The sequence below is a fragment of the Variovorax sp. P1_G12 genome, assembly GCF_056405555.1.
The window spans coordinates 60,787-83,303 of sequence record NZ_JBFUBW010000022.1 but is presented as its reverse complement, the minus strand read 5'-3'; the positions used below and the strand labels follow the sequence as shown (position 1 = coordinate 83,303).

At 66.3% G+C, this 22,517-nt stretch carries 20 protein-coding genes; 9 read left to right on the top strand and 11 right to left on the bottom strand.

The window, feature by feature from the left end:
- The first annotated feature begins 97 nt into the window (after positions 1–97).
- The 6 genes from dctA to AC1D2O_RS23695 all read left to right on the top strand — a co-directional run bounded on the left by dctA (position 98) and on the right by AC1D2O_RS23695 (position 6,913).
- On the top strand, positions 98–1,465 hold the full coding sequence (gene dctA / locus AC1D2O_RS23720; protein ID WP_478089352.1) for a C4-dicarboxylate transporter DctA: 1,368 nt from the start codon (positions 98–100) through the stop codon (positions 1,463–1,465).
- Positions 1,466–1,473: 8 nt separating this feature from the next.
- The gene (locus tag AC1D2O_RS23715; protein ID WP_478089353.1) at positions 1,474–2,778 is read left to right on the top strand and encodes a glycerate kinase type-2 family protein; all 1,305 of its coding nucleotides are present in this window, start codon (positions 1,474–1,476) and stop codon (positions 2,776–2,778) included.
- Between the two features lies 1 nt (position 2,779).
- Positions 2,780–4,195 carry a pyruvate kinase gene (gene pyk / locus AC1D2O_RS23710; RefSeq protein ID WP_478089354.1) on the top strand — a complete coding sequence of 472 codons (1,416 nt, stop codon included), beginning with the start codon at positions 2,780–2,782 and terminating at the stop codon, positions 4,193–4,195.
- A gap of 120 nt (positions 4,196–4,315) precedes the next feature.
- Positions 4,316–5,293, top strand: coding sequence for a Bug family tripartite tricarboxylate transporter substrate binding protein (locus AC1D2O_RS23705; RefSeq protein ID WP_478089355.1), 978 nt, complete (start codon positions 4,316–4,318; stop codon positions 5,291–5,293).
- A gap of 226 nt (positions 5,294–5,519) precedes the next feature.
- Complete coding sequence (locus AC1D2O_RS23700) at positions 5,520–5,843, top strand: cell envelope biogenesis protein TolA (RefSeq protein ID WP_478157998.1); 324 nt, start codon at positions 5,520–5,522, stop codon at positions 5,841–5,843.
- Between the two features lie 305 nt (positions 5,844–6,148).
- Positions 6,149–6,913 carry a P-loop NTPase family protein gene (locus AC1D2O_RS23695; protein WP_478089357.1) on the top strand — a complete coding sequence of 255 codons (765 nt, stop codon included), beginning with the start codon at positions 6,149–6,151 and terminating at the stop codon, positions 6,911–6,913.
- Between the two features lie 44 nt (positions 6,914–6,957).
- Here AC1D2O_RS23695 and AC1D2O_RS23690 read toward each other — a convergent pair whose 3' ends face one another.
- From AC1D2O_RS23690 to AC1D2O_RS23650, 9 genes are all read right to left on the bottom strand, one after another.
- Positions 6,958–7,887, bottom strand: a complete 930-nt coding sequence (locus tag AC1D2O_RS23690) for a polysaccharide deacetylase family protein (RefSeq protein WP_478089358.1) — start codon at positions 7,885–7,887, stop codon at positions 6,958–6,960.
- A gap of 4 nt (positions 7,888–7,891) precedes the next feature.
- Positions 7,892–8,935 (bottom strand): bifunctional UDP-4-keto-pentose/UDP-xylose synthase, encoded by a 1,044-nt coding sequence (locus tag AC1D2O_RS23685; protein WP_478089359.1) that lies wholly within the window; start codon positions 8,933–8,935, stop codon positions 7,892–7,894.
- 27 nt (positions 8,936–8,962) lie between these two features.
- Entirely contained in the window at positions 8,963–9,907 is a 945-nt protein-coding gene (locus tag AC1D2O_RS23680; RefSeq protein ID WP_478089360.1) for a formyltransferase, read from the bottom strand.
- Positions 9,904–10,896: a glycosyltransferase gene (locus tag AC1D2O_RS23675; protein WP_478089361.1), complete on the bottom strand. Its 993-nt coding sequence runs from the start codon at positions 10,894–10,896 to the stop codon at positions 9,904–9,906. Before AC1D2O_RS23675 ends, AC1D2O_RS23680 begins: the two co-directional genes overlap by 4 nt.
- Complete coding sequence (locus AC1D2O_RS23670) at positions 10,893–12,041, bottom strand: DegT/DnrJ/EryC1/StrS family aminotransferase (protein ID WP_478089362.1); 1,149 nt, start codon at positions 12,039–12,041, stop codon at positions 10,893–10,895. Before AC1D2O_RS23670 ends, AC1D2O_RS23675 begins: the two co-directional genes overlap by 4 nt.
- Positions 12,038–12,427: a DMT family transporter gene (locus tag AC1D2O_RS23665; RefSeq protein WP_478089363.1), complete on the bottom strand. Its 390-nt coding sequence runs from the start codon at positions 12,425–12,427 to the stop codon at positions 12,038–12,040. Before AC1D2O_RS23665 ends, AC1D2O_RS23670 begins: the two co-directional genes overlap by 4 nt.
- Complete coding sequence (locus AC1D2O_RS23660; RefSeq protein ID WP_478157997.1) at positions 12,424–14,055, bottom strand: phospholipid carrier-dependent glycosyltransferase; 1,632 nt, start codon at positions 14,053–14,055, stop codon at positions 12,424–12,426. Before AC1D2O_RS23660 ends, AC1D2O_RS23665 begins: the two co-directional genes overlap by 4 nt.
- A gap of 172 nt (positions 14,056–14,227) precedes the next feature.
- Positions 14,228–15,985: a phosphoethanolamine transferase gene (locus tag AC1D2O_RS23655; protein WP_477650462.1), complete on the bottom strand. Its 1,758-nt coding sequence runs from the start codon at positions 15,983–15,985 to the stop codon at positions 14,228–14,230.
- 151 nt (positions 15,986–16,136) lie between these two features.
- Positions 16,137–17,009 carry a hypothetical protein gene (locus AC1D2O_RS23650; RefSeq protein ID WP_478157996.1) on the bottom strand — a complete coding sequence of 291 codons (873 nt, stop codon included), beginning with the start codon at positions 17,007–17,009 and terminating at the stop codon, positions 16,137–16,139.
- Positions 17,010–17,258: 249 nt separating this feature from the next.
- Here AC1D2O_RS23650 and AC1D2O_RS23645 point away from each other — a divergent pair, with 249 nt between their 5' ends.
- Positions 17,259–17,819: a cupin domain-containing protein gene (locus AC1D2O_RS23645; protein ID WP_478157995.1), complete on the top strand. Its 561-nt coding sequence runs from the start codon at positions 17,259–17,261 to the stop codon at positions 17,817–17,819.
- Here AC1D2O_RS23645 and AC1D2O_RS23640 read toward each other — a convergent pair.
- Together AC1D2O_RS23640 and AC1D2O_RS23635 are read right to left on the bottom strand one after the other, a co-directional pair.
- Positions 17,804–18,481 carry a hypothetical protein gene (locus tag AC1D2O_RS23640; protein WP_478157994.1) on the bottom strand — a complete coding sequence of 226 codons (678 nt, stop codon included), beginning with the start codon at positions 18,479–18,481 and terminating at the stop codon, positions 17,804–17,806. The genes AC1D2O_RS23645 and AC1D2O_RS23640 overlap by 16 nt on opposite strands.
- Positions 18,482–19,670: 1,189 nt before the next feature.
- Entirely contained in the window at positions 19,671–20,015 is a 345-nt protein-coding gene (locus tag AC1D2O_RS23635) for a hypothetical protein (protein WP_478093481.1), read from the bottom strand.
- Positions 20,016–20,235: 220 nt separating this feature from the next.
- Between AC1D2O_RS23635 and AC1D2O_RS23630 the strand changes: the two genes are divergently transcribed.
- Both AC1D2O_RS23630 and AC1D2O_RS23625 read left to right on the top strand, forming a co-directional pair.
- Entirely contained in the window at positions 20,236–21,159 is a 924-nt protein-coding gene (locus AC1D2O_RS23630) for a DUF6502 family protein (protein ID WP_478157993.1), read from the top strand.
- The gene (locus tag AC1D2O_RS23625; RefSeq protein ID WP_478093477.1) at positions 21,159–22,505 is read left to right on the top strand and encodes a DUF5666 domain-containing protein; all 1,347 of its coding nucleotides are present in this window, start codon (positions 21,159–21,161) and stop codon (positions 22,503–22,505) included. The genes AC1D2O_RS23630 and AC1D2O_RS23625 overlap by 1 nt, the downstream gene beginning before the upstream one ends.
- Positions 22,506–22,517 lie beyond the last annotated feature (12 nt).

Here is a 22,517-nt window from a genome sequence, read left to right as displayed (position 1 = left end):
CGAGGGGCCGCGCGGCACGCGCCGCCCCTCATCCCGAAGCAGCCGCCAAGCGCTGCAGGGGTGAACTCGTGCCCGCACATCCACCAGGAGACAAACCATGCGCCGCTTCTTCGGAAAGCTGTACGTCCAAGTGCTCATCGGCGTGTTCGCCGGCGCTGCGCTCGGCTTCTTCGTTCCCCACATCGGGAGCGACTTCAAACCCATGGGCGACATCTTCATCAAGCTGATCAAGATGGTGTTCGCACCGATCATCTTCGCCACCGTGGTGCTTGGCATCGCCCGGATGGAGAACATGAAAGAGCTCGGCCGCGTCGGTGTCCGGGCCCTGATCTATTTCGAGATCCTGTCGACCTTCGCCCTGGCGCTCGGCCTGGTGGTCGTCAACGTGGTCGGCCCGGGTCGCGGCATGAACATCGATCCGACCCAGCTCGACACCCAGGCGATCGCCAGCTACACGGCCGCCGGCGCCAAGCCGGAGGGCTTCGTCGACTTCATCCTGCAACTGGTGCCGACCAGCATCGTGGATGCGCTGGCCCGCAACGACATCCTGCAGATCCTGGTCTTCGCGACCCTGTTCGGTGTCGCGCTCTCGCACATCGGGCCGCGCGCCCGGCCGGTGGTGGACTTCCTCGATTCCTTCACCCATGGCGTGTTCGCGGTGGTCGGAATGATCATGCGGCTGGCCCCGCTGGCCGCCTTCGGCGCCATGGCCTTCACGGTCGGCAAGTACGGCCTGGGCTCCGTCGTCTCGCTCGGCAAGCTGATGGGCACGATGTACATCACCTGCTTCCTGTTCGTGGTCGTCGTGCTCGGGATCATCTCGCGGATGTCCGGATTCAGCCTCTGGAAGTTCCTGAAGTACATCAAGGACGAGCTCTTCACGGTGCTCGGCACCAGTTCCTCGGAATCGGTGGTCCCGCAACTGATGCGCAAGCTGGAGCATGCCGGCGTCTCCAAGCCCGTCGTCGGCCTGGTCGTTCCCGCTGGCCTGACCTTCAATCCCGACGGCCAGTGCATCTACTACACGATGGCCGCGATCTTCATCGCCCAGGCCACCAACACACCCCTGACGATGACCGATCAGCTCGTGGTGCTGGGCGTGCTGCTGCTGACGTCCAAAGGCTCCGCCGGCGTCACGGGCTCGGGCTTCATCACGCTGGCCGCGACGCTGGCCTCGATGGGCAAGATCCCGGTCGCGGGCATGGTGCTGCTGCTCGGTGTCGACCGCTTCATGTCGGAAGCGCGGGCCATCACCAACACCATCGGGAACGCCGTGGGCACCATCGCCATCGCCCGCTGGGTGGGGGCCGTCGACCGCGACCGTCTCGCGCAGGTGCTGGATGGCAAGAGCGATCCGGAGAACCTCGACGAGCTGTACGAAGGTGATGACGACGAGCCGAACAACGTCCAGCCGATCCGCGTCGAACTCGGCGGCGGCGTGCGGATCGCGGCCCGAGCCGGATGACAGCCGCCATGAATCCCGCAGACCCCCGCAGCGTGCTGCGCGCCATGTTCGGCGCCGCGATCGCCGCCGCGCAGCCCGCGCTGTGCGTGCCGCGCCACCTGCCGGCGCCGCCCAAGGGCCGCCTGGTGGTGATCGGCGCCGGCAAGGCCTCCGCCGCGATGGCACGCGCCGTCGAGGAGCACTGGCGCGGACCGCTGACCGGCCTGGTCGTGACCCGCTACGGCTACGCCGTGCCCTGCGAGCGCATTGAGATCGTCGAGGCGGCCCATCCGGTACCTGACCCGTCCGGGGAAGCCGCGGCGAAACGCATGCTCGACATCGTCGGCGGCCTGGCCGGCGACGACCTCGTGCTGTGCCTGATCTCCGGTGGCGGCTCCTCGCTGCTGCCGCTGGCACTGCCCGGCCTCACGCTGGAAGACAAGCAGGCGCTCAATCGCGCGCTGCTGGCCAGCGGAGCCAGCATCAGCGAGATGAACTGCGTGCGCCGCCACCTGTCGGCGATCAAGGGCGGTCGCCTGGCCGCGGCATGTCATCCGGCACGCGTGCTGAACCTTGTCTTGTCCGATGTGCCTGGCGACGATCCGGTCGAGATCGCCTCCGGGCCGACCGTGCCGGACCCCACGACCTGCGCCGACGCGCTGGAGATCCTCCGCCGCCGTGGGATCGACGCGCCTGCAGTGGCGCTCTCGATTCTGGAGAGCGGCGCAGGGGAAACGTTGAAGCCGGACGACCCGCGCCTGCCGCCCATCGAGACCCGATTCGTCGCGACGCCGCAAATGGCGCTCGAGGCCGCCGCGGCGGTCGCCCGGGACGCCGGCTTCACCCCTTGCATCCTCGGCGATGCGATCGAAGGCGAGGCGCGCGAGGTCGCGAAGACGATGGCTGGCATCGCACTGCAGGTGGCCCGCCGCGGCCAGCCGATCGCGGCACCCTGCGTCCTGCTGTCGGGCGGAGAGACCACGGTCACGCTGCGCGGACGCGGCAGGGGCGGACGGAACGTCGAGTTCCTGCTGTCCCTGGGTATCGCGCTCGACGGAGCGCCCGGCATCCACGCGCTGGCCGGCGACACGGACGGCGTCGACGGCCAGGAGGAGATTGCCGGCGCCGTGCTCGCGCCCGACAGCCTGGCAAGAGCCCGGTCGCAGGGCATGAGGCCGCGCGAGCGCCTCGACGACAACGACGGCCACGGCTTCTTCGAGGCGCTCGGCGACTCGGTGCTGACCGGACCGACGCTGACCAATGTGAACGATTTTCGCGCGATCGTGATCGCTGCCGACCACGGCCGCGGCGAGTGCGCACACAGGAGAAACTGAGATGCGAAGAAACAGGCACGCGAAGATCGTCGCGACCCTGGGCCCGGCGAGCGACGAGCGCGAGACCATCCAGGCGCTGTTCGATGCCGGCGCGGATGTGTTCCGGTTGAACTTCAGCCATGGCACGCATGGGGACCACAAGCGCCGGCTGGACCTGATCCGCGAGATCGAACGCCACAGCGGCCGCCCGATCGGCGTGCTGCTGGACCTGCAGGGCCCCAAGTTGCGCATCGGCACCTTTCCCGATGGACCGGTCGATCTGGTCGAAGGCAAGGCCTTCAGGCTTGACCTGGACACCAAGACGCCGGGCAGCGACAAACGCGTGGCACTGCCGCACCCCGAGATCTTCGCGGCGCTCGAAACGGGCACCGACCTGCTGCTGGACGACGGTCGCCTGCGGCTTCGGGTCGAGAAGTTCGGCCAGGCTTTCGCCGAGACGAAAGTGATCAACGGCGGCAAGCTGTCCGATCGCAAGGGCGTGAACGTCCCCGGCGTGGTTCTGCCGCTCTCCGCCCTGACCGAGAAGGATCGCGCGGACCTGGCCTACGGGCTCACGCTCGGTGTCGACTGGGTGGCCCTGTCGTTCGTCCAGCGTCCCGAGGACGTCATCGAAGTCAGGCGCATCGTCGATGGCCGGGCCGGCATCGTCGCAAAGCTCGAGAAGCCGGCGGCGATCGCCTCGCTCGACGCCATCGTGGTCGAAACGGATGCGGTGATGGTCGCCCGGGGCGACCTCGGCGTCGAGATGCCCGCCGAGCAGGTGCCCTCGATCCAGAAGCGGATCATCCGTGCCTGCAGGCGGGCCGGCAAACCCGTCATCGTCGCCACCCAGATGCTCGAGTCGATGGTCAGCGCGCCGGTGCCCACCCGGGCCGAGGCCTCGGACGTTGCGACCGCCATCTACGAAGGGGCCGACGCCGTCATGCTGTCCGCGGAATCGGCCAGTGGCCGCTATCCGGTCGAGGCGGTGAAGATGATGAGCAGCATCATTGCCCACACCGAGAGCGATCCGAACTACCGCACCGCGATCGATTCCTCGCGCCCCGAACCACTGCCTCGCGCGGCCGACGCCATCGGCTCGGCGATGCGCGACATCACCGGCCTGCTCAACGCCGCAGCCACCGTCGCTTACACCAGCTCTGGCTATTCGGCGCTCCGCATGGCGCGCGAGCGGCCGCGGGCGCCCATCATCGGCATGACGCCTCGCCTCGCCACGGCGCGTCGCCTGGCGCTCGTGTGGGGCGTGCATGCCGTGCTCTGCCACGAAGTGGTGGACGTTCCCGAGATGAGCGAGCTCGCCTGCCGCACGGCGCGCAAGGAAGGCTTCGGCGCCTCGGGACACACCCTCGTGATCTCCGCGGGCATGCCCTTCGGCACTTCCGGAACCACCAACCTGCTGCGCATCGCGCAGATCTGAGCGAGGCCTCCCCATGGTTCGTCCGGACTATTGAATTCAGGTTAACGACGGATTCACTTTCAGCCCGGATCGAACACCTGTGGATCCCTACAGTCGCATCACACCCATAAGGAGACAAGCATGAGAACTTCGACACTTCGCCCCCGTGCCGCCGTCACGGCGATCGCCTTCGGCTTCGCGGCGTCGCTCGCCGCCGCGCAGGCCTATCCCGCCAAGCCGATCACCTTGGTCGTGCCGTTCCCGCCGGGTGGAAGTTCGGACGCGCTGGCACGCGCGATCACCACGCCGCTGTCGCAAAGCATCGGGCAACCGGTGATCGTGGAGAGCAAGCCGGGCGCCGGTGCGACGGTCGGTGCCGACTACGTCGCCAAGGCCAAGCCGGACGGCTACACGCTCCTGATGGGGGCGGTGCACCACACGATTGCCACCAGCGTCTACAAGAAGCTGCCTTACGACTTCGAGAAGAGCTTTGCGCCGATCACCACCGTGGCCCTGGTGCCGAACGTGCTGGTGGTCAACGCCAAGTCCCCGGCGACCGATGTCAAGGGCCTGGTCGCGCAGGCGAAGGCAGCGCCGGGCAAGCTGTCCTATGGCTCGAACGGCAACGGCACGGTGCAGCACCTGATCGGCACGCAGTTCTCCGGCATTGCCGGCGTCGAACTGCTGCACGTCCCTTACAAGGGCAGCGCTCCGCTGACCACCGACCTGCTCGGCGGTCAGGTCGACATGTCCTTCGACACGCTGACGCCGCTGGTGCAGCACATCAAGGGCGGAAAGCTGCGTGCATTGGCGGTGACGACGGCCAAGCGGTCGAGCACGCTGCCCGATGTGCCGACGCTGGCAGAGGCCGGCATGAAGGACTTCAATCAGGGGACCTGGTTCGGCATCCTGGCGCCGGCGGGAACGCCCAGGGAAGTGGTCGACAAGCTCAACGCCGAGATGGTGAAGATCATCCAGTCGCCGGAGTTCAGGAAGCGCATGGAAGAGATCGGGGCCGAGCCCGTGGGCGACACCCCCGCTCAGATGGCCGCGCAGATCAAGGACGACACGATCAAGTACGCAAAGCTGGTCAAGGATGCCAAGGTCGCCATGGATTGAGCGTTGGAAAGGCCGGAAACTGAGCCTCCACACGTTGGTTTACAGCCTCAAGCGGCGAAAAAGGGCGTTGGAAGTTGCTTGCCGCCCGGCCGACATTAGGCAGAATGGCGGCCGGAAGGCCACAGGCCCTGTACCGACGCGCGTCGGCTCGATCTGCGTCAACGGGTCGCGCCACTGCGCGTTTAAATGGCTGGTCCTCTCCATTAACCTCCATCAAGGAACCGCAATGAGCAAGTTAGTCGCAATCATGATCGCCAGTCTCTTCGCCACGGGTGCCTATGCCCAGAACCCGGCAAATACGACGTCCCAGGAGCAGGTGATCACCAACAGCAAGCAGCAGGACAAGGCGCAGGCCAAGGTCGATGCGCGGCCGCAGGGCAAGGTGAAGAAGCCTACCGGCGACACGGCGAATTCGGAAGAACTCAATCCGGTTGGCACCGGCAAGGCGGCAGCAGCCGGCGAGGCGCGCGTCGATACCCGCGATGCTCGCCATCCGAACCGGAAGCCGGCCAAGCAGGGCGGCACGCCTGACATGGCGGGAGCCAAGTAAGCAGAGGCAGTTCGAAAGAACTTGTCGGAGCCGCGCGTGATCGGTGCGGGGGCGCGAGACGACCTCGCGCAACGCATCGTTCGCGCGTGTCTTGGGTTTTCTCGGCCGGACGGCCCACCGCAGATGAGTTGCCGTTCGCAAGTTTTTCTGTGGAACAGGTGGCAGGCGACGCAGCAAAATGACGTGCTGCACCGCACTGTCCCGACGCACACACGACGTGCCACCACCAATGAGAAATGAGCATTGTGCGCTGCACCAAAACACGACAGTGAAGGCTTTTCCCCCCGCGGGCGGTGCATGCCTGCGTGAATAATCCACTCAGCATCTCGCCGTCGACAACTGCAATCCCCGGTGCGCCGGATCGCCATCGCCTGGTCATCGTGGAGGGCATCATGGGCTCGGGCAAGTCGACCACGATGCGCTTCATCGCCAAGAGCCTGCAGGACGCGAACCGGGAGGCACTGCCCATCCACGAAAGGGCGGATCCTCACCCGGTACGGGCGACAGACGAGCTGGAACACTGGTTCCAGCCGTGGCTCGACACCACACCAGCGAAGTTGGCTGCCCGAAGTGTCGCCAGGTGGGCCTCGCTGGTGGAAGCGTCGCGGGCCGACGGCATCGTCCGCGTGATGGACGGCCAATTGTTCCACGGCGACCTCACGAATCTGTTCCTGATGGAATCCGACCCGGCGATCCTCGCCGACCATGCGCGAGCCGTGGCCACGACCATTGCGCCGCTGAATCCTCTTGTCGTGTACTTTCGCCAGGAAGACGTCGAGCGAGCCATCCGGACGGTCTGCGAGGAGCGAGGCGCGGACTGGGTGGCCTACCAGGTCAACTGGAAGCTCGCGGCGCCCTACAGCGCACGCCGCGGGTTGGCAGGCCTCGCAGGGTTGGTTGCCCTGTACCGGGACTACCGGCGCCTGACCGATACGCTGTTCGAACTCCTCCCGCTGGACAAGCTGGCCATCGAAAACGCAAAGCAGGAGTGGCCCGTCTACCAGCGCCTCATCCTGCAAGCCCTGGGCTTGCCTGCGGGCATGAACGACCGAGCTTCCGTCCGGTTCTGATGCGGGAAAACCCTTTCACAGAATTCGTCGCAATACCGGGTGACTCACGCCGCCGGCGCATCGGCCGCGGGCCACGCGGGGCCTTGCACCGCGAGCACCCCGGAGCGTCCTGCGACCTCACCTTGCACCAGCAAGTGCCGCGGAAGCTCGGCCAGCTCGGTCGCGGCCGCGAGATCGCCGACGGCGACCAGGCTGTGCCCCTGCGCCTTCCAGCCCCGCAGCAGGCGCTCGAAGGCCGGCATGAGTTTCATGCCTTCGAGTTCGGCGTGCAGGGTGTAGACATGGTCCGTGTCGGGGTCGGTCGTGAGCGACAGCAGATGGGCATGGACGTTGTCCGCATCGAGGCCGTCGATGCCGATCAGTTCGTCGAGCGTGGGCAGGGTCGTCGGGAACTGCGGCGGTCCGATGGCGCGGCCGTCGTCTGCCACCGGTATGAAGGGCGACCAACCGCGCGCGTCCGACGCCACCTTGATGCCCAGCGCGGTCTCCGCCTGCGCGGCGGCGGCGTTGAACTGCCATCCCGCCGCGCCATGCATCCGCGGCGGTGCGCCGAAGACCTCCGTGTGGCGCTCCACCGCGAGTTGCATCTGGCGCCTGGCCCATTCGGCGTCGCGCAGCAGGAGCCGGTCCTGCCATTCGACATGGTCCCAGCAATGCACGCCGACCTCGAAGCCGGCGTCGCGGACTGACCGAAGCGTGGCGGCTTCACGTCGCCCGATGTCGGGACCCGGCAGCAGGACGCCGTACATCAGGGTACGCAAGCCGTAGTGCTCGACGACCGAGGTGCGCGCAACCTTGCTCAGAAAGCCGGGACGGAACACGCGCAGGATGGCCCGGCCGGTGTGGTCGGGCCCGAGGCTGAACAAGAAGGTGGCCCGGGCCCCGGCGAGCCGCAGGACCGTCAGCAGCCGGGGCACGCCTTCGCGGGTGCCGCGCAAGGTGTCGACGTCGACCTTGAGTGCGATGCAGGCCATCGCCTCAGATCGCGAGGTCGGCGGCTGCCTCGGCCTCGTCGCGATAGTAGGCAAACAGGCTGTCCAGCGCTTGCTGCATGTCGACCTTCGGCTTCCAGTCCAGGTCCTGCATGGTCGAGCGGATGTCCGGCACCCGATGCGTCACGTCCTGGTAGCCGCGTCCGTAGTAGTCGGCCGACGAGACGTCGACCAGCCGCACCGCCTCGGCCGCGTCGCGGTATTCGGGCAGGGTGCGCGCCAGCTGGACCATCATCTCGGCCAGCGCGCGGATGGAATGGTTGTTGGCAGGATTGCCGATGTTGTAGATCTTCGAGTCGGCCACGCCGTCCTTGTTGGCGATGATCTTGACCAGTGCGTCGATGCCGTCGTCCACATAGGTGAAGGCGCGCTGCTGGCTGCCGCCATCGACCAGGCGGATCGGCTCACCGCGCACGATGTGGCCGAGGAACTGGGTGATGACGCGGCTTGAGCCTTCCTTGGGCGTGTGCAGGCTGTCGAGCCCCGGGCCGATCCAGTTGAACGGACGGAAGAGCGTGTAGCGCAGGCCGTCCTGCTGGCCGTAGGCATGGATGACGCGGTCCATCAGTTGCTTGGCGGCGGCATAGATCCAGCGCGGCTTGTTGATCGGGCCGTAGACCATGTTCGATGCTTCGGGATCGAAGGCGGCATCCGTGCACATGCCGTAGACCTCGCTGGTGGATGGAAACACCACCCGCTTGTTGTACTTGAGACACTGCCGGACGATCGGCAGGTTGGCTTCGAAATCGAGTTCGAAGACACGCAGCGGTTCCTGGACATAGGTCGCCGGCGTCGCGATCGCGACCAGGGGCAGGACGACATCGCACTTCTTGACGTGGTATTCGATCCATTCCTTGTTGATCGTCATGTCGCCTTCGAAGAAATGGAAGCGCGGGTCGTGAAGCCAGGGCGCCACCCGCTCCGACTGCATGTCCATTCCATAGACATGCCAATCCGTGGTCTCGAGGATGTGACGGGTGAGGTGGTGGCCGATGAAGCCGTTGACGCCGAGGATGAGGACTTTGAGCATTGCAGGCAACTCGTGGTTGAAAGTGATTCAGATGTCAGTGGGCACGCAGCGCCCGCCGAAGCGTTGTTCGAAGCCGGCAGGATCGAGCGCGCCGGAATCGCCGTGCGCGGCCAGCACTTCGAGGGTGCTGCCATCGGCTGCCAGCAGCCAGAGCGCGCCGGCGTCGCTCAGCCATCGAAGGCCCGCACCGGGTGCGTGCTGTCGCTGTTCGACGAGCCGGGTGCGGTCGATCTGGACCCGCTGTCCGTTGATACGGCAGAAGGCGCCGGGGTAGGGTGGCGCGAGCGCACGCACGAGGTTGTGGATTTGCCGGGCGTTCGCAGTGGCGGGAATGAGGCCGTCTTCCGGCCTGCGACCACCGAAGTAGCGACCTTGCGAAAGGTCCTGGGGGATTTCCTCGGTCGTGCCGGCCAGCAGCCGCGGCAGGCTGCGCGCCAGCACGATCTCCGCGGCGACGGTGACCTTTGTGAAGACCTCGTGGGCGGTGTCGTCGATGAGGATCGGCACCGCGCACTGATCGACGATGGCGCCGTTGTCGGGCTTCTCGTTCATGCGATGCAGCGTGGCGCCGGTCCGGGTCGCGCCTTCGATGACGGCCCAGTTGACCGGCGCGCGGCCACGGTACTGAGGCAGCAGCGAGCCGTGCATGTTGAAGGCACCGCAGCGGGGCACCTGCAGCCACGAGGCCTTGAGCATGTGGCGGTAGTAGAAGGAGAACAGGAAGTCCGGCTTCGCTGCCGTCGCCTCGGCCAGCAGTTCGGGCAGGTGGGGATCGGCCGGCTTCGCGCAGCGCAGTCCGTGCCGCTTCGCGACCTCGGCCACGCTGCCGAACCAGATGTTCTCGCCGGCGGCATCGTCGTGGGTGACGACCAGCGGCACCTCGACACCGGCGTCGAGCAGCACGCGCAGGCAGCGTACGCCGACGTCGTGGTAGGCGAAGACGATCGCTCGTGCGGGCAGATCAGGCTTCATGGCCGCTTGCGCTCGAGCACCGCATTGATGACGTAGCGCGGCCGCGCGCGCACTTCCTGGTAGATGCGCCCGACGTATTCGCCCAGCAGCCCGATGCCGAACAGGGCCAGCCCCACCAGCAGGAAGAGCAGGGCGAAGAGCGTGAACACACCGCCCACTTCGGGGCCCATCACGAGCCGGCGCGTTGCCAGCACCACGAACAGCAGTGCGGAGAGCATCGACACCACAATGCCAAGCAGCGAGAAAGCCTGCAGCGGAACCAGCGAGAAGCCGGTCACCAGGTCGAAGTTGAGGCGCACCAGGCTGTAGAACGAGTACTTCGACTCGCCCGCATGCCGCTCCTCGTGACCGACCTCCACTTCGGCCGGGTTGCGGGAGAACTGCAGCGCCAGCGCCGGGATGAAGGTGTTCATCTCGTTGCACTGGTTGATGAGCTGCACGACGTTGCGGCTGTAGGCGCGCAGCATCGAGCCGTGGTCGGTCATCACGATGCCCGTAAGCCGGTGGCGCAGGCGATTCATGGCGCGCGACGCCCAGCGCCGCCAGGCCGAATCCTGGCGGTCGCGGCGGATCGAGCCGACGCAGTCGTGCCCCTGGTCCATCGCTTCCAGCAACAGCCGGATGTCTTCCGGTGGGTTCTGGAGGTCGGCGTCGAGCGTGACGATGCGCTCGCCCAGGCAGTGCTCGAAGCCCGCCAGGATCGCCCGGTGCTGGCCGAAATTGCCGTTGAAGAGAATCACCCGGGTCACGTCGGGACGGCGCTCGAACTGCGCCGCGAGCACTGCGGCCGAGCGGTCGCGACTGCCGTCGTTGATGAAGATCACCTCGTAGGACGAGCCGAGCGCGTCGAGCGCGGGATAGAGCCGGGCGAACAGGGCCGCGAGGCCCTGCTCCTCGTTGTAGACCGGAATCACGACGCTCAGCGAAGGGGCGTCGGCCGGGATCTCGATGTCGGGGTCGTGGTGAGGAACCGCCTGCAGCACAGTCATCGCCGAGCCCTCCGCAATTGAGCCACCACTGCGGCCACGCTGTCGCAGACGCGGTCGACGTCGGCGTCGGTCATGGCCGGAAAGAGCGGCAGCGTGACCGTGCGTGCGCCAATGTCCTCGGCGACCGGGAAGTCCCCGCGGGCGTAACCCATGGCCCGGAACATCGAGAACAGGTGCATCGCGGGGTAGTGCACGCCGACGCCGATGCCCTGGTTCTTCATGGCGTCGACGAAGTCCGCGCGCGCCGATGCAAGATCGTGCGGCAGCAGCGGCTGGAACATGTGCCAGTTGCCGTGCCCGTCCGCGTCCTCGGGTGGCAGATCGAATCCGAGCGTGCGGTCCCAGCGCTCGAAATAGCGCCGCGCGAGCTGTCGGCGACGGGCGTTGAAGTCGTCGATGCTGCGCAGTTGACCCAGGCCGATCGCTGCCGCGATGTCGGTCATGTTCGCCTTGGCGCCCCATGCCTCGACGTCCATGCCGCCGCCGGGCAGTCGGATGACGCCCTGCAGGCGCAGCAACTCGAAGCGCCGCGCCTCTTCGTCGTTGTTCATCACCAGGCAGCCGCCTTCGCCCGAGGTCAGGTTCTTGTTGGCGTGGAAGCTGAAGGAGACGAGGTCGCCGAAGCTGCCGATGGCGCGACCGTCCCATTGAGCGCCGAAGGATTGCGCGGCATCCTCGACGACCCGCAGGCCATGCGTTGCCGCGATCTCGTTGAGCCGCGTCCGGTCCACGGGCAGCCCAGCCAGATCGACCGGTATCAGCGCCCGCGTGCGCGGTGTGAGGGCCGTCTCGATCCGGTCGAGGTCGATGTTGCGCGTCGTCGCATCGGCATCGACGAACACCGGGGTGGCGCCGACCGCCAGCACGACGTTGGCGGTGGCGACCCAGCTCAGCGGCGTGGTGATGACCTGGTCGCCCGGACCGATGTCGCACAGGCGCAATGCCAGTTCGAGCGAGGCTGTGCCGGAATTGACCAGCCGCACGGGACGCCCGCCGCAACGCCTGGACAGTTCAGCCTCGAGCGCCTGGCACTTCGGCCCGGTGGTGAGCCATCCGGACCGGAGCACCTCGCCGACTTCCGCGATGGTTTGCTCATCGATCGAGGGGCGGGTGAAAGGGAGGAAGGCCGCTGTATTCGTGCTCATTGCGTGCTCCCGCTGCGCGCCACCAGGACCACGCCGATGATGATGACGGCAATGCCGAGCCAGCGCTGCGCGTCGACCTGCTCGCCGAACAGCCACCAGGCGAGCGCCGCGTTGACGACATAGCCGATCGACAGCATCGGATAGGCGATGCTCACGTCGACCCGGGAAAGCGCGACGATCCAGACCACCACGCTGACCGCGTAGCAGACGAGGCCGCCGAGGATGCCGGGATGTTGCGCGAGCCCGGCCGCGCTGCGCCAGAGAGCGGCGCTGCCGTCGCTCATGGAAATGGCGCCCACGCTGCGCGCCCCGGCCTTCAGGAACAACTGGGCGGCGGCATTCAGAAGGACGCCGGTCAGCACCCATGCGAAGTCGATGATTTTCATTTTCTCGACACCACCACTCGTCGTGAATCCTGATAGATGATACGCATCGGAAGGCCACGCTCATGCAGCTCGCCGTAGCTCGGAAAGTCCATGTAGGCCGCGGCCTCTGGAAGCGACTGCCAGCGCGCAACAAACTCGTCGAGCGATTCGATCGAGCGGTTCGGCTCCAGGGCCTGTCCCATGGCGAACTCGTCCTGGTAGTCCACCAGCGTGACCTCGCGGCGCAGGTAGAAAGGCAGCGTCTGGTCGTAGGCGCGGACCGCGAAGACGGGGGCACCCGACTGCAGTACCGGCTGCAATGCCGACACGAAAGGTGCCGCGCTCTTGAGTTGCCCGAAGGGCTCGTGCGCCGCCATCACGATCGTCATGCTCATGACATGGCCGAGCGCCAGCGTCGCGATGGCCAGCGTGGCACCGCGCCGCCGCAGCAACCACCACGCGAAGGCCGCGAACGACAGGAAGGTCACCGCACCCCAGAGCGCTCCGGTGCCCAGCTGCGCGAACACCTCGGCCGACGTGGAGTGCGAAGCGATCCTTGAGCTCTGCGTGGAGGCGACCAGGACGATCGCCCAGACCGCGACGGGGAACAACAGGTGGCGACGCAGCGCAAGGGGACTCGCCTGCTGGAGCCGAAGTCCGATGAGGAGCGCCAGCGCCGGGAACATCGGCAGGATGTAGGACGGCAGTTTCGATCCGCTGGCGCTGAAGAACAGCAGAACGAAGGCCGAATAGGCGATCAGCAGACCCTGCGGCGCGATGGCTGGTGTTGGACCGGAGGCTGCGCGCTTGGGCCACAGCCACGGCAGCGCACTGGTCCACGGGAACATCCCGGCCAGAAGCAATGGCAGGTAGTACCACCACGCGCCTTCGCGTTGATGAACATTGCTCAGGTAGCGCGCGAAGTGTTCATGAATGAAGAAGAACTGGGCAAAGGCCGGGTTGCGCAGGGAGACCAGCACGAACCACGGCGCCGCGAGCAAGAGGAAGATCAACAAACCGGACACCCAGTGCATCCGGCGCCACAGGCCGAAATCGCGGCGCCAGAGGCAGGTCAGCACGAGCGTGGCGCCGGGAATCAGGAGGCCCACCAATCCCTTGCTGAGCACCGCGCCGGCCATCGCTGCCCAGGCGACCCATATCCAGTTCCTGCGCTCGGAAGCCGTGCCGCAAGCCTGCTCGGCGATCAGGACCGCGCAGAGGGCGATGGTGAGGAACAGGGTCAGGCTTGCGTCGAGCGTCAGGAAGTGCGCGTTGCCGAAGACCCAGGTCATGGATGCCGCTATGGCCAGGCTGCGGATGCCGGTTTCCCTGCCCCACAGCCGCCACGCTGTTCCACCGACGGCCAGCACCGTGAGAAAGCCGGCCAGCGCGGGCCACAGGCGCGCTGCGAAGACATTCATGCCGAACAGGTGGAGGAAGAGGGCGCTGGCCCAGTATTGCAACGGAGGCTTCTCGAAATAGAGCAGCCCGTTCAATCGCGGAGTGACCCAGTCGCCGCTGCGCAGCATTTCCCAGGCGAGGCTCGCGTAGCGCCCCTCGTCCGGACTGATCAGCGAGCGCGTGGCCAGCGAAGCGAACCAGACGACTGCCAATACGACCAGCAGAAGCGCCAGCAAGCCGGAAGGCAACGGTCGTTCGGTGCTGGCACCTCGAAAGTCATGGTGTGCAGCGGCGGGCGCCGCACGGCGCTCCGCCAGGGGGCGAGCCTGGCGAGGCGTTGAAGGAGAAACCTGCGTCAGCATGTCTGGATGCTATGAGGCGCACCTGTCCGAAACCTGAACGACTCCGAGCGCATGCTGGTCATCCCGGTCGCCGCGGCTCACGGCAACTCGACAGCGGGTCGAGCCCCGCGTTGTATGAAGCAGTCTGCACGTCCATCAGTCCGAGCACCGTGTGATAGAGATTGTCATGGGTGAGTGGGGTATCGAGGCCGGCCTCCATGCATGATGGCGAGAGGCCGGCGCGGCGAAGTATGCCATTGCTGAACCACGTGACCATGGGCACCCGCTTCTGCACTTCAGGCGCGAAGCTGTACGGCACGCCGTGGAGGAAGAGTCCGTATTCGCCGAGCGATTCGCCATGGTCCCCGATGTAGAGAAGCGCCGGGTCGAATTGACCGGACTGCGTCTGAAGCCAGTCGATCACCCGGCCGAGAAACCGATCGGTGTAGGCAATGGAATTGTCGTAGCTGTTGAGCAATTCCGTGTGAGTGCAATCCCCGAGTACGTTGGTTTTGCATTCGGGCAAGAAGTGCTTGGTGTCGGGCGAGGATCGCTTGTAGTAGGCCGGGCCGTGACTGCCCATCTGGTGCATGACAAGGACGACGCCTGGCGCACGGCGGGCTGCGCTCAGACTGGCAATGCGCGCATCAAGACCATCGAGCATGACTTCATCCAGGCATTCGTCGCCAACGCACAACGCGTTGCGGGCGGCCGAGTCCAGGCGATCGATCGCAGTGGCGTGCGGAATCCGATCGCAGACGCCCTTGCAGGTGTCGGTCTGGTTGCCGAGCCAGTACACCGCCAGGCCGGCTGCCTGAAGCACGTCCAACAGGTTGCCGTGGTCATCCTGGCGGGCCTCGAAGGCCTGTTTGCCCAGGCCGGAGAACATGCACGGGACGGAGGCCAGCGTGCTGGTCCCGCATGAACGCACGTCGCGGTAGCTCAGTGCCTTTCGCGCTGCGAGCTCGGGTGTCGTGTCGCGAACGTACCCGTTGAGTCCGAAGTGATCCGGGCGTGCCGCCTTGCCGACCACGAGTACGAGCAGCGGCGGCTTGGCCTGCGTGGCATAGCCGGGGCCCAGCGCCACGACCCCCGTCGACGGGATGAACTGGCGCCGGTGCCCGAAGATCGGCCTCATCGCCACGGCGCTCGCCGAATAGAGCGTGGCCAACGGATTCAGCATGTAGCGCAGGTGCGGATTGTTGCGCATCAGCGGCGCCAGCTTCAGATTCATCGCCACTGCGCAGCCTGCGGCTCCCAGTGTCGCTGCGAGCAGCAGCGCTCCATTGCGCCAGAGGTTCGAAGCGAGCGAGATCCTCTGGACATCCACCTGCCACAGGAACCATGCGGGCAGAGCTGACACGATCAGCACACTCACGAGAAGCCGCCAATTCAGCAGTTCCCTGACTTCGTTGAGGTCGGATTGCAGCACGTTCGCGACCATCGTCGGCTCGATCACGACGCGGTAGGTCATCATGTAGTACTGGACGATGGCTGCCAGGACCACGATCCCGAGCCACAGCGGCTTCATCCAGCGTGACCAGGCGGTAAGAGACAGCATGGCGACCGTCCCGAAAGTCATCAGCAGCGCGACTGCGAAACTCGTGGGGACGTAGACACTGGGCGCCCCGCCTATGCGCGCCAGTTCACTCCACAGCGGCCAGTTGGCCGCCGCGCCGAGATAGATGCTCAACCAGATGACGATGCGGCGCGGGGAGCGAGGACGCGACGCCCACTGGTTTGCTACCTGTAGCAAGGCGGCGCGGCGTTTGCGGGACGATGCGGGTTCGGCACTCGTGACTTGCTCGACGGCGGAGGCACCAGGAGGGGAGTGCATGGGTGCACGATACGCGCGGTCGATGAAGCGTTTCTTAACGGCCAGATCAGAATCCGTTCAGATTGCCCACGACTCGTCTGACGTCCTCGACCCGCATTGATCCGGGTTTTGCGCGACGCATGTGCGCGTGGAGGCAGCTCAAACTGTGCCTTCAGGGACGCGCCGCGCTCCGGCGCTGCCGATCCGATTGCTTGAGCTGGAGGTACTCGGCTTCGCTGAGATCATTCAATTGGCGTGGGTACTTTTGCGTCCCTGAATACCACAGCGCCAGTCGTTTCTCGAAAGCGTCCGGCGCCTCCGAGTAGGCGTCCACGGCCAGGAAGTAGCGCATCGCATTGCGCTCGACCAGACCCAGCATGCCTCCAACCAGTTCGGGTTCGCCGGAGGGCTGTCTGCCGACGACTGTGAAGCCTACCTTGCCGCGCCCGAAGGTGGCCAGGTAGCTCTTGGCCGCCACGGCGGTCGCGGAACTCTGGTCGTAGGCGTAGCTGAAGTGGATGAACGACTTGCCGTTCTCCAGCGGAATGCCTTCGAGCGCAATGCGATAGTTGCTGGTGCCGAACGGTCCCTTGCCGGAGTTCAACTTTGCTTCAAAGTAGTCGGGCGTCGCACTGACGAGACGACCGCGAAAGCTCAACTCGAACGCCTTGTCGACGGGGATGTCATATTTGCGTACCACGCTCAGCGTCAGAGTCTTTTCGCCCGCGTCGAGGCGGCAGGCCCGATTGTTGAGGTGAAGCATCATCATGTCGCACCAATGCGCCGGTTTGTCCAAGGCTGTACTGACCTTGGCCAGCGGACGGTCCAGCACGCCGTACACCTCGCCTCTGAGGCCCCGCTCGGTTTCGGCGGAAGTCAGAACCATCGGCCGCCCGAACGGGCTGTTCGCCAAGCTTGGAGCGAGCTTTTCGTAGGACGCACGCAAGGCTGCGGCGCCCGACTGCGCGGCGGCCGAGGGCGCCCACGCGATGCAAGCGACTGCGAGGGCCGCCGTGAGGGTGGAGAAAAGACTTCGCATAGGCATGGCGGAAACCTCCTGAGTGACGGCGAGAGCCGGCCTCGCGCCATGAGTCGCGACCCTACACCCATACCGCCCTTGAGCTCACTGGCGCGTGGTGACGCAGCCCCGAAGACCACCTTGCTGATAACGCCGCCGCGGAGGCTCTCGGTGCAGCGTTGGCGGCCCAGGAGGCCTCCGTGAAAAATGGCATAGGTCGCCATCGGTAGCATGATGCTTCCTTCAGTCAGGTATCCCTTGCACACAGGAGACACCATGCACGCACGTCGAGTTGTCACGGGTCATAGCTCCGAATCGATTGCGGTCTTCGCGAGCGACGCTGTCGTCGAGCCTGAAGGTGTCGCTGGCCTCGGCTTCGAGTTCCTCAAACTCTGGGGCGCAGAGAGCCTTCCGTCATTTCCCGATGCAGGCAGCGCGCCGGCTTATCGCGATTTCTTTCCTCCTGCAGGTGGATTCCGATTCGGCATCTTCACCATTCCTCCAGAGCGAGAGACACCTCTGGCGCCGGGAGAGCGAAAGAATTTGTACGTTCAAATGGAGCAAAAGTTTCCCGGTCTGGCCGCACACATGGAGGCCAAAAACCCAGGGATGCACACCAGCGATTCCATCGACTTCGGCTACGTCATATCCGGCAGCATCTGGCTCGAACTGGACAACGGTGCGACGAAGGAGCTTCACGCTGGAGACACATACGTACAGAACGGCACGCGTCACGCGTGGCGCAATCGCAGTTCGGAGCCGTCCAGCATCCTCGTGGTGCTGGTCGGAACAAGCCGCGAGCCGTCAGGTCTTTCTGTGGCTCAGAGCCAGCAGTGACCCGGCCCGGCCCTTCGCACTGGCCGACCTGCAACGCCCACGGTCTCCAGGCGAAGTCTTGAGCATCCAGCGCGTTCGCTGCGAAGGACTGAGCCTCCTATCGTCTTCAACAGTTCACCTTGAAGAAGCTTGCCGCGCGTCCTGGCGCTTTTCGCAGCGGCGGGTGTCGGACTCACATCATCGGCCGCCGCCAGGACCACCGCCACCGCCGGGCCCACCGCCGCCGCCGGGGCCACCGCCGCCGCCGGGGCCACCGCCGCCRCCAGGRCCACCGCCGCCACCAGGACCACCGCCAGGGCCACCGCCGCCGCCGCCAGGACCACCGCCACCGCCGGAGCCACCGCCGCCGCCGCCAGGACCACCGCCACCGCCGGAGCCACCGCCGGAGCCACCGCCGCCACCGCCAGGGCCACCACCGCCAGAGCCACCACTACCACCGGAGCCGCCGGAGCCACCGCCCCCTGGACCACCCCCTCCAGATCCGCCGCCAGCGCCGCCCCCTGCGCCGCCGCCGGCTCCTCCGCCGCCCGCGCCACCTCCTGCGCCGCCACCGGCTCCTCCGCCGCCCGCGCCACCTCCTGCGCCGCCACCGGCTCCTCCGCCGCCAGCGCCACCTCCTGCGCCGCCACCGGTTCCGCTGCCAGCCCCACCTCCTGCACCACCCGCGGCAGTGCCAGCGCCGGGGCTGTTGCCGCCCGGATCCGCCGGGGCGTTTGTGATCGCGAAAGCGCCAGGCGAGTGGATCCCCTTGGTTGCGTTTTGATTCGACGATGCGCTCGAGATCGCCGCGCTGGAAGAACTCGGCGCTTGCGCCGCCGGTGCCGCAGCGCTCACGCAGATGGCTTCGCCGAACGGATTGTGCGGGTCGCAGCGAGTCGTGCTGCCTGCCGTGCGAGCCGTTCCGTTTTGGACCGAGGCGGTCGGGAGCGTCGCCGATGTCCGGCTGGCAATGTCTGGCTGTTCTGCTCGGATCGATCGCTGGACATCGGGAGCGACGGCCTTCGGTGCTGCTTCTGATTGACGGTCGATAGGGAATGCGCGCGACGCGGTGACGGTCGACGTCATGCTCCTTTCGCGCGGTCGGGCGCCGGAACGGTCCCGCCGCAGTGCTGCCACCGCTTGCCTTGGCGGCGCCTGAGAAGCTTGCGCATCCGAAGTCCGTGCCTCGTCGGCTTGCGGTGCGGCCACAGGCCGATGTGCTTCGGAGGCTTGTTCTTCGGGCGCCGCGACCTGTGTCCGGGCCGCCGCAGGCGTCGGGGCCTGCGTTTCGGACGGCTCCGCCAGCAGCGAGCGCGTTGGCTCGACATGATGCTCGACCATCGGAGCGACCGCGACCGGCGCGACCGCCGGTTGCGAATGCGTCGCGGGCGCCGGAAGCGACGCAGTCTGCGACTTGGACTGCCAATGGATCGGCGCCTCCTCACGGGAGGACTCCAGACTTCGCTCGGCAGTGCGGTTCCAGTACCAGAAAACGAACGCAGCACTCGACAGGAAGACGACCATCAACATCAGCACGACGGGAACATCGAGGCCGCCGGGCAAGGTCAACCGGCGAGCGAAATCGCGCTTCTTGGGGATTCGCGATACGACCAAGAGATCGCTCGTCCTCGTCCCTGCTGGCCATAGTGCGGGCGCCGGCATTGGCATCGCCATCGCCATCGGCACGGATTGCGCGACTCTCGCGACTCTAGGGGGCCTTCCCTCCGGCAAGGACCCTGCTGAAACGTGCGCAGCCGTGCGAATTCCGCTGAACTTGCCCGCGCATCCTCGGCAGTACTTCGCGCGGTCTCTGTTGGCGGTGTGGCAGGACTCGCAGAACTTCGTCATGGCGATGACAGGGAAGCCAGAAAGTCATGGAGCAGGGATGAGTGCGGTGATCACCACGAGTAGATTGATCACCACCGAGAAGGCCGCGAAGTCCATCACTGACGCCCGCTCCGGCATCCCCAGGGCATGCCAAGAAAACTCTTTGTCACGCAGGACACCTGTGTCTTCCTTGGCCGTATCGAAGGCTGGGAGCTTGTGCGAGCAACTCTTGCAGTAGCAGGCGGACCCGATGTCGATGGTGCTGCAGGCATCGCAGATCGCGGCAGAAGGGTTGCCGACTTGAAGCCTCGCCAGGTCGACAAGACTGCCAAGCGCGATGCCAGGCGACGTGCCCTGAGAATGGGAAACGCAAATGCCGGCGGTGCTCATGGCGACGCTCCAGGTGGAAGGGTTGCTCTTCGCGAGGCACCCGTCAACTGAATGGCCATTGCGCTCTCCAGGAAATGGTAAGAAGATGTAGGTAAAAAGTTCCCATCGGTTACCGTTGTGCGCTCGCCAAAGCGCCGGATTTGTAAGACAGAGGCTGATGTCTTTGTCCAGTTGGTAACGAGTCGTTCACTGCTGTCGCCCGAGGTCAGGATCGAACTGCATGGCCACCAGACACACGGGTTCGAAGAGCGCCAAGCATGGCCGGGACCCGCGTTCGTCCCGGCAGCCGATGGCCCAATCGAGAGAGGGCCAGCTCGCGTGGGTGCTCGATGCATGCGCCCGCGTCCTGCGTCCGCTGGTGAGGCTCGCTCTGGCCTTCGGCGTCAAGCACGCGCACCTGGAAAAACTGCTGCGCGATGTGCTGCTTGATGAGGCACGGCGTGCATGGATGGAGAAGGGCACTGACCCCAACATCAGCCAGTTGTCGGTGACGACCGGCTTGAACCGCAAGGCCGTGACCAGCAGAGTGCGCGAACCAACGGTTGCCTTGCCGCAAACCGAGATGTCGGCCGAGGCGAGAACCTTGACGTTGTGGCTGCAGATGTTCGCCGACGACCCAGCCCACCGCTCGCTGCCGATCGTGTCCGATGATCAGTCGACGCCCTCCTTCGAGGCTGTCGCGCATCGCGCCAGTCGGGGCAACGTGCATCACCGCGCCATTCTTGATGAACTGGTGCGCCTGAATATGGCGATCGAGCGCGATGGCGTGACGGAACTTGCCGTGACGGGCTTCGTGCCGGCGAACGATCTGAAGGGAATGTTCTCGTTCCTGGGCGACAACGCGCGAGACCACTTGCTGGCGGGCGTGTCGAACACCGTCGGCGGCAGACCGCCCTTGCTCGAGCGGTCGGTGTTCGCGGCCGGCATATCGATCGAGGATTGCGAGCGCATTCACCAGCTCGCACGCGAACGCTGGAACGGGCTTCACCATGAAATGTCACGCGAGATGAGGCGTGCCTACGAGATGGCGAACAAGGGAGACGCGGGGCGCGTCCGGGTCGGCATCTACACGTACTATGAGGATGCCAAGGAGGAGGCCGCGAAGCTGCCCGGCCCCTTGAAGCCCCTGGGGAGAAAAGAGTGATGAACATCCTGCTGCGCAACGGGTTCCTGTCGCTGATGTCGGCCCTCCTGCTCTCCTGCGGTGGAGGCGGAGGCGGAGGTGGCGGCGCGGCGCTCGTGGGTGCATCGGCGCCGGGGGCCATCGGTTCGGGGCTCGCCCCCGCAGGTGCGCCCGGCCCGGTCGGCGACAACGGCCCGAGCGGGGCAGGCAACGGCATTGGCGGCATTGCGTCCGACGACGGGAGTTCCACCACCGCATCGAGTGGGGATGAGGGCTCCGGGGTAGGGTCCGGTGGCACCGGCGTCAGCACTGCCGATGCGACCGGCGTCGGCTCGGTCGATGGCGCGGGCAGCATCTTCGTCAACGGCCTGCGCTACGACACGAGTTCGGCCGTCGGAAACGTCGAGGATGCTCCCGCCGGGCTGCAACTGGGCATGAGCGTGCGGGTCATCGGGCCAATGAACGCGGACTTCACCCAAGGCATCGCCCGTCGGGTCGAATCCGCTGCCGACATTCGCGGTGAGGTGACATCGGTCGATCCGGCGCAAGGCAGCTTCGTCATCCTGGGCACAACGGTGACGACCGACGAAGCCACCGTCTGGGCGGACGCCTCCGGCCTCGCCGCGATCCCGGCGGGGCGCACCTTGCAGGTCTGGGGCCTGCCGGCCGCGCCTGGAGTGCTGCGTGCGACGCGCGTGGAGCAGCGCGAGCGGTCCGCGCCGATTCTCACGGGCACGGTGCAGAACCTCGACGCGACGCGGCGGACTTTCTCGCTCGGCGGCCTCGCGATCGACTACAGCGCAGCGGTTCTGGGCGGGAGCCCGGACGGGCGACCGCTCGCAAACGGAACCATCGTGCGCGTTCGCGCGGACGCCGCGGCGCCGGGCGGTCTGGTCGCGACGCTCGTGCAATGGTGGTATCCGTTGCCGACGGCCAATGCCACCACGGCCCAGTTCGCGGGCATCGTCACGGACTTCGCAGGTCCGGGAGCGCTGCGTGTGCTCGGCTTCCCGGTCGATGCGAGTGCCGCGCAGATCACCGGCGGTCCGGTGGGCGCGATCGGGAACGGCGTGAAGGTCGATGTCGGCGGCGTCGTGTCCGGTGGCGTGCTGCGAGCGGCCAAGCTCAGGATCCGGCATGTTCCGGGCACTGGCGGCCCCGCGTCCTTCGATCTGATCGGCAATGTCGGCGCATTCAAATCGCCTTCAGACTTCCGCGTGAAGGGACAACCCGTGGATGCCGGCAACCCTGACGTCGTGTTCTTCAACGGCACGGCGGGGAAGCTGGGCAATGGCGTGAAGGTGAACATCCATGGCACGCGGGTCGTCAACGGCGTGCTGATGGCCAGTACGGTCACTTTCGAGTGATCCTGCAACCTC